The following is a 4,683-nucleotide window of genomic DNA, read 5'->3' on the forward strand; positions in this document are numbered from 1 at the left end:
GAATTCTCCATCATCCGTGACCAGAGGAAACGAACCTGGATCGGCCGTCCGTCGAAGACGTCGTCACACAGGAACGTGCCGACACCGTCGGTGAACGCGCCGCGCACCGGCACGTCGATGGTCAGCGGGTTGCGGCCATCGATCCACCAGATCGACCATTGCCGTGTCGCCGGATCGAAGGTCCGCACCGTTGCGGCACGATAGGCGCCGTCCGGCAGCTCGATCACATTGTCGTCGACATTGCCAAGACCGCCGAGCAGCGGACGCACCTCGCATGTGCCGCCGAATTCGTCCCAGTTGGTATCGCTCGCAAGGCGCTTTTGCAGCCTTCGATGGCTGACATTCCAGCAGCCGAAGAAGAAGTCGAAATCGCTGCGGCCGTCCGCCGGAATGTCATTGGCGTGGCTGGCTGTTGATTGTGTCGGCATGTCTCGTCCTCCTCTGGAAAGGCCCCTTCCATAGTCGGTCCCTACTGACACCCTGTTGTCAGTAGGGATGGGCCGGCGCTGCCCGCGCACACAAAGTGCTAAAGAATCTGACAGCCCGCGCCGTCCCGCAGTGCTCATCTGTCCGTGTCGAACTGAACGCCATGGAGATGAGATCATGACCGAGAAAACCTGCGCCGCCTGCGATTGCCAGCTGGACGCCAACCCGATCCGCGTCAAGGTCGGCGGCAAGACCGTCGAAGTCTGCTGCGAGGAATGCGCGCAAGCGCTGAACGAAGCCGGCGCCTCGGCAGCCGGCACCAGGGAGGACTGAGCGATGCGCCCTGATCATACGGCGACGCAATGCCTGGCCGGCACGGTGCCGACGCAGGCGCCGACAATCCGCACCATGACCATTCGCCAGACTTTGTACGCACAATTCATTGCGACGGCTGGCTGGATCAGCAGTCAGATGGAGAGGCGCCGAAGCCGCCGCGCTTTGCTCGAGATGACCGACGACCAACTCAAGGACATCGGTCTGTCGCGCGGCGAAGCCTACTCAGAATTCACGCGCCGGCTGTGGGATTGATGCATACCGCCGAAAAGTGGTCCCCGTTTTGGGGCGACGATATGCGTGAAACAAAAACTCAAAGCGCGCGTGAATCCATTTTGATGCGACGCGCTTTGAGAAGCAGCCTGCCTGGAAGTCTCCTGACAGGAATGGGCGGGCCGATTGCGTAGAGTGCCGATGCAGGACCCATGGCCCGGCACAGGAAAACAACGCAATGGCCATATCGCAATTCACGGTCCAGCCGCTTCTCGACACCGGCACTGTCAGGGTGCGCGACGTCGCCTGCAGCGGGCAGTGCCGGCACAGGAGCGAGGAAGAGTGCACGTCGGCGACGCATCTGGTATTTCCCTATCGCGGCGTCTTCGTGCGCCATGTCGGCCGCAATGATGCGGTCGCCGAAGCCAATCAGCTGCTGTTCTTCAACGAGGCGGAAGCCTATCGGATCAGCCACCCCGTCGACGGTGGCGACGCCTGCCTCGATCTCGTCGTCGAGGAGGCTCAGCTGCTGGAGCTGGTGCCGAAGGAGCAATTGCGCAGCGGCGCGACCCCGGCGTTCCGTCGCCAACGCCGGCGCATCGACCCACGGGCGCAGGCTTTGGTGGCTTTGCTGCGCCACAGCTTGAGCCGCAACATAGCCGAAACGCTCGAGGCCGAAACCCTGGCGCTGACGCTGGTGCGGCGCTCTCTCGGCGAGCGGACCTCGCATGTCGCCGGCGCCAGCCCGGGCCGACAGAAACTGGTCGACCGTGCCAAGCTCGTTTTGTCCTCGGATCTGTCGCGACGCTGGACTCTGGCCGAAATTGCCGCCGAGGTCGGCGTCTCGCCGGTCTACCTGACGCAGATGTTCCAGCAGGTCGAGGCCATGCCGCTCTACCGTTATCATTTGCGCCTGCGGCTGGCGCGCGCGCTCGACCTGCTTGGCCGCTACGACAATCWGACGACGCTGGGCATGGACCTTGGCTTCTCCAGCCACAGCCATTTCAGCTCCGCGTTCAGGCAGGTTTACGGCCGCACCCCAGCGGAGTTCCAGCGCTCGATCAAGCCGCGCTGAAGCAGTTCAGGAAAAGTCAGCCTCGGAGCGCAGCCATCGCCGCCGCATGCAGCTCCGGCGTCGCCGCTGCCACGACATCGCCGCCCTTCTCCGCCGGCCCGCCATCGAATGTGGTGACCACGCCGCCGGCTTTTTCGATGATCGGGATCAGCGCCACGATGTCGTACGGCTTCAATCCGGGATCGGCGACGATATCGACGCTTCCCGATGCGATCATGGCGAAGGCATAGCAATCGGTGCCGTAGCGGGCGAGTTGCACCTGCTTTTCGAACTGGTCGTAGCGCTCGCGCGCCTCGCCCTTGAACAGTGCCGGCGTGGTGGTGAACAGAGTCGCGTCGGCGAGCTTCGTCGTCTTGCGGGTTGTCAGCTTGCGCGGGCCACCCGGCCCCTCATAGTGAGAGCCCGAGGCGTTGGCGTAGTAGAGCTCGCCGGTGAAAGGTTGCGACATCATGCCGGCAACCGCATCGCCGTCGACCGTCAGCCCGACCAGCGTCCCCCACACCGGCAGGCCGGAGATGAAGGCACGCGTGCCGTCGATGGGGTCGATCACCCAGACATGCTTGCTCGAAATGTTTTCGCTGCCGTGCTCCTCGCCAAGGATGCCATGGTCGGGATACTCAGCCGATATCAGCGCCCGGATGGCGCGCTCGGCCTCGCGATCGGCTTCGGTAACCGGGTCGAAACTGCCTTTTTCCTTATTGGCGACGGCGCCCTGGCTGCGGAAGCGCGGCAGGGTTTCCGCCGCGGCCGCCCGCGCGATGCGGCGCATGAAATCGATGCTGATATCCAACTGATTCTCCCGCATTGCAGCATGCCCGAGCCGTGCTCTGCCGCCAATTTCCTGCCAAAACAAGGGTGTTCGACGATTTTCCCGCTGCGGCACCTGTTGCCCGGATGTCACACAAGCGTCACCGAAAAGCAATTTCCACTTCAGAGTGAATTAAAAAAGCCTGAAGGTCGCTTGACATTTGTGCAGCGCACAATACCCTCAGCCTCGGACAGGTTTTCCTGTCCATGCCCTCCTTGGGCGTTTCCTCCCTAGACTTCGACCGTATCGTGCAAACGATGCGGTCTTTTTTTACGCCGGAGCACCCCGGACCAAGGTTTCACTCCGCCGCCAGCGGCAGGTCGATGAAATGATGGTCCGGCATTGCCATCAGATTCGCCGAAAATCGCGACAGATCGTCGGCGAGCGCGTCGAAGCCGGCGGCCTTCTCGAATGTCCGCTCGTTCATGTAGAGCCCGCGATTGACCTCGATCTGGAGGGCGTGGAGATGGCGCGCCGGGCGGCCATAGTGCTCGGTGATGAAGCCGCCGGCATAGGGCTTGTTGTGGGCGACGGTGTAGCCCATTGCGGTGAGCAGGCCGATCGCGGTCTCGGTCAACGCCGCGGTGGCCGAGATGCCGAAACGGTCGCCGATGATGAAGTCGGGCCTCAAGCCATTGTCGCCGACGCGGATGCTCGCCGGCATCGAATGACAGTCGATCAGAACGGCAAAGCCGAAACGCGCATGGGTCCTGGTCAAAAGCCGTTTCAGCGTCTCGTGATAGGGCTTGTAGACGGCCTCGATGCGGGCGACCGCTTCGGACAGCGGCAGGCGGCCGGAATAAATATCTAGCCCCTCGCCGACCAGCTTGGGCACCGTGCCAAGCCCGCCGGCCACCCGCGCCGAGCGGATGTTGCAGAACGACGGCACCGGCTCGGCGAACATGCGCGGATCGAGTTCCCACGGCTCGCGGTTGACGTCGAGATAGGCGCGCGGGAAATTCGCCGCCAGCATCGGCGCCCCCAGCGCCACGGCGCCGCCGAACAGTTCGTCGACATAGCAGTCTTCCGACCGGCGGATGGCGTTGCGGTCCAGCCTTGCCATGGCAAGGAAGCGCTCCGGATAGTAGCGGCCGCTATGCGGTGAGTTGAAAAGGAAGGGGACGCGCTGCTCGGCGCCCGAACGGATTTCGAAGGGTGGAAAGACCGAAAAATCCTCGGCTGCCGTCTTCAATTTGTGCGAACCCGCAAACACCAGTGCATCATGATATGAAGGTGCCACCTTGCTGGCCGCGTGTCCAGCATTTCAGCGGCAGCACAGGCCGGGCAAATATGGTCCATCCCGGTTCTCGTTCACTTGATGTTTACCCTCACCTCCTCATATACAGGATGGTTAACGGGCTTGCCCAACGGCAATCTCGAGCGGGTGATTCGGACGGGATATCATGGCACGCATTCTACTGGCGGAAGACGACGACGATATGCGTCGGTTCCTCGTCAAGGCGCTGGAGCGCGCCGGCTACCAGGTCAGCGATTTCGACAATGGCGCCAGCGCCTATGAGCGGCTGCGCGAGGAACCGTTCTCGCTGCTTTTGACCGACATCGTCATGCCGGAGATGGACGGCATCGAACTGGCGCGCCGCGCCACTGAGATCGATCCCGACCTCAAGGTCATGTTCATCACCGGTTTTGCCGCCGTTGCGTTGAATCCGGATTCCAAGGCGCCTAAGGACGCCAAGGTGCTGTCGAAGCCGTTCCACCTGCGCGACCTCGTCAACGAGGTCGAAAAGATGCTGCAGGCGGCCTGAGCCGCTTTCCGAGCCAATGCATGTCGCCCAAAAGTGGCCCCGGTTTTGGGAGAACGACATAC

The 4,683-nt window shown here is 62.6% G+C and carries 7 protein-coding genes; 4 read left to right on the forward strand and 3 right to left on the reverse strand.

The features are described from left to right. Positions 1-428 (reverse strand): DUF1579 domain-containing protein (locus tag ACXJ7R_RS25105; protein WP_457154180.1); only part of this gene is annotated, 428 nt, incomplete at its 3' end. Between the two features lie 175 nt (positions 429-603). Between ACXJ7R_RS25105 and ACXJ7R_RS25110 the strand changes: the two genes are divergently transcribed. The 3 genes from ACXJ7R_RS25110 to ACXJ7R_RS25120 all read left to right on the forward strand — a co-directional run bounded on the left by ACXJ7R_RS25110 (position 604) and on the right by ACXJ7R_RS25120 (position 2,047). Continuing rightward, positions 604-759: a hypothetical protein gene (locus tag ACXJ7R_RS25110; RefSeq protein ID WP_167392101.1), complete on the forward strand. Its 156-nt coding sequence runs from the start codon at positions 604-606 to the stop codon at positions 757-759. Between the two features lie 3 nt (positions 760-762). After that, positions 763-1,014, forward strand: a complete 252-nt coding sequence (locus ACXJ7R_RS25115; RefSeq protein WP_457154181.1) for a DUF1127 domain-containing protein — start codon at positions 763-765, stop codon at positions 1,012-1,014. 202 nt (positions 1,015-1,216) lie between these two features. Further along, the gene (locus ACXJ7R_RS25120; protein ID WP_457154183.1) at positions 1,217-2,047 is read left to right on the forward strand and encodes a helix-turn-helix transcriptional regulator; all 831 of its coding nucleotides are present in this window, start codon (positions 1,217-1,219) and stop codon (positions 2,045-2,047) included. Between the two features lie 16 nt (positions 2,048-2,063). On the opposite strand, the gene hisN is transcribed toward ACXJ7R_RS25120, so the two are convergent. Together hisN and ACXJ7R_RS25130 are read right to left on the reverse strand one after the other, a co-directional pair. Further along, on the reverse strand, positions 2,064-2,837 hold the full coding sequence (gene hisN / locus ACXJ7R_RS25125) for a histidinol-phosphatase (RefSeq protein WP_095084986.1): 774 nt from the start codon (positions 2,835-2,837) through the stop codon (positions 2,064-2,066). A gap of 316 nt (positions 2,838-3,153) precedes the next feature. After that, on the reverse strand, positions 3,154-4,095 hold the full coding sequence (locus ACXJ7R_RS25130) for an N-formylglutamate amidohydrolase (RefSeq protein ID WP_457154182.1): 942 nt from the start codon (positions 4,093-4,095) through the stop codon (positions 3,154-3,156). A gap of 163 nt (positions 4,096-4,258) precedes the next feature. On the opposite strand from ACXJ7R_RS25130, the gene cpdR reads away from it, so the two are divergent. Continuing rightward, on the forward strand, positions 4,259-4,621 hold the full coding sequence (gene cpdR, locus ACXJ7R_RS25135; protein WP_006199474.1) for a cell cycle two-component system response regulator CpdR: 363 nt from the start codon (positions 4,259-4,261) through the stop codon (positions 4,619-4,621). The last annotated feature ends 62 nt before the right edge of the window (positions 4,622-4,683 follow it).

Source organism: Mesorhizobium sp. P5_C1 (assembly GCF_054049815.1).

What these genes read in the sequence shown, in the direction of transcription:
- ACXJ7R_RS25115 (WP_457154181.1), top strand. Translation starts at nt 763, where the DNA reads ATGCGCCCTGATCATACGGCGACGCAATGCCTGGCCGGCACGGTGCCG.
- cpdR (WP_006199474.1), top strand. Translation starts at nt 4,259, where the DNA reads ATGGCACGCATTCTACTGGCGGAAGACGACGACGATATGCGTCGGTTC.
- ACXJ7R_RS25110 (WP_167392101.1), top strand. Translation starts at nt 604, where the DNA reads ATGACCGAGAAAACCTGCGCCGCCTGCGATTGCCAGCTGGACGCCAAC.